At 66.9% G+C, this 1,643-nt stretch carries 2 protein-coding genes; one reads left to right on the forward strand and one right to left on the reverse strand.

The window, feature by feature from the left end; all coding sequences use genetic code 11:
- Positions 1 to 89 precede the first annotated feature (89 nt).
- A complete protein-coding gene (locus GUY61_RS38160; RefSeq protein ID WP_166634870.1) occupies positions 90 to 407 on the forward strand; it encodes an Imm51 family immunity protein in 318 nt (105 codons plus the stop codon).
- A gap of 28 nt (positions 408 to 435) precedes the next feature.
- Here GUY61_RS38160 and GUY61_RS39450 read toward each other — a convergent pair whose 3' ends face one another.
- On the reverse strand, positions 436 to 1,557 hold the full coding sequence (locus tag GUY61_RS39450; RefSeq protein WP_243767035.1) for an IS630 family transposase: 1,122 nt from the start codon (positions 1,555 to 1,557) through the stop codon (positions 436 to 438).
- Between the last annotated feature and the right edge of the window lie 86 nt (positions 1,558 to 1,643).

Below are 1,643 nucleotides of genomic sequence, written 5' to 3' on the forward strand. Positions count from 1 at the left end.
CTAGTGCTGTGACCGAGAAGGTTCACCGGGTTCGAGAGTTGTGAGGGACCGGACGAACGGTTCGCGTGCTGGGGTGAGACGATCACGCCGTGACCATCCACCTCCATGACTTCGATGGCGAGCACTCGCTGACGTTGGATGCTGGCGGCCTGGCTGCCGATGCCGCAGTAGTTGCCGCCGGGCACGAGCCGAACGGGTACTTCTGGGAGGGTCTCGTGCGGTTTGCCTGGCCGGATATTGCCGAGCACGTCGATTTCGACAGCGAGGCTGGCATGTTCTGCGCGGTCGGCAGTTCGAGCGACCTCGCGCGACTCAAGACGGCCGTCGAATCCGTCATCATGAGCCCCGAGGCAGTCCGCGACATCATTGCCCGTGCGGAGGCTTCAGGCTTCGAGTTCGACGACTAATGCTGTGACTTCGCCGGGTTGAGCGGGGTCAGGCTGCGGCCGGCAGTGGCCTGCCGCCCCAGCGGAGACCTCGTTCGCTGCGGACGCGTGCGCGTTCGCGGCGCTGGGCGGCCAGGACGTCGGGGTGGCGGGCGTTCTGGTTGCGCCAGCGCAGGTAGGCGTGCAGGGCCCAGGTCTGGACGGTGTGGTTCGGATGGTGGGAGTTGGCGAGGGTGAACTGCCGCAGCGGCCCGAAGTGAGCCTCGATGGGGTTGGCCCAGGACGCGTAGGTGGGTGTGAAGCACAGCTCGACCTTGTTCCTGGCCGCCCACCTGCGGATCTTCCAGTTCAGGTGGGCGGAGAGGTTGTCCAGGATCACGTAGATCGGGCCGCCGTCCGGGCGGGCTGCTCGGATCGACCGCAGGGCGGCCCAGGTGTGGTCGATGCCTTTGCGGCGCCGGTTGACACCCCACAGCTTGTCGTCGCCGACGGAGTAGCAACCGTGGAAGTAGGTGATGCCGTGGGTGCGGCGGTAGGTGGCAGGCAGCCGGTCGGGGCGGCTCTGTTCGGCCCAGCAGGAGCCGGCGGTGGGGCGGATGCCCAGTGGCCCGAACTCGTCGAAGGCGAATGTGCGGTCAGGACGCTCGTTGACCGCGTACTCGATTCGCTCGAGCTTGGCATCAAAGGCCGGGTCCGGGGACTCCTTCCAGGTCTTTGTTCGCTGGAAAGTGATCCCCCGGCGGGCCAGTAAGCACCGCAGGGCCTCGCGGCCGATCCGGACGGGCCTGGTCATGTTCCGGCGCAGGTGGTCGGCAAGTTTGCGGACCGACCAACGGGTGAAGGGCTTGCCCAGCACGGTCGGGCGGGTGGTGGCCGTCTGGATGACGAAGTCCTCGTCGTCACTGCTCAGCAGGCGGGGACGGCCTCCCGCCCACTGAGGGTTGAGGCATGCAAGCCCGATCTCGTTGAAGCGGTGGATCACGTCCCGGACGGTGTCCTCGTCCGCCTGGACCAGCCGTGCGATCACCGGGACCGTGCTGCCGCCAGCCGAGGCCAGCAGCATCATCGCCCGCCGAAACCGCACCGAGCTCGTACTACCTCGCCGAACGATCTGCTGAAGCTTCTGCCCCTCCTGCTCCGTCAGCCTCCGGACCCTGACCGGTGGTGCCATCCCGCCTCCCCTACTGGTTGGAAGCGACATCGCTTCCAACCAGCACAACGAGCAACCCGGTGAACCTATGCGGTCACAGCACTAGC

The sequence above is a fragment of the Streptomyces sp. GC420 genome, from assembly GCF_009916105.1.
Classification (GTDB): domain Bacteria; phylum Actinomycetota; class Actinomycetes; order Streptomycetales; family Streptomycetaceae; genus Streptomyces.

Excerpts from the sequence above, each read along its gene's own strand:
- GUY61_RS39450 (WP_243767035.1), bottom strand. The coding sequence starts at position 1,557 with ATGGCACCACCGGTCAGGGTCCGGAGGCTGACGGAGCAGGAGGGGCAG.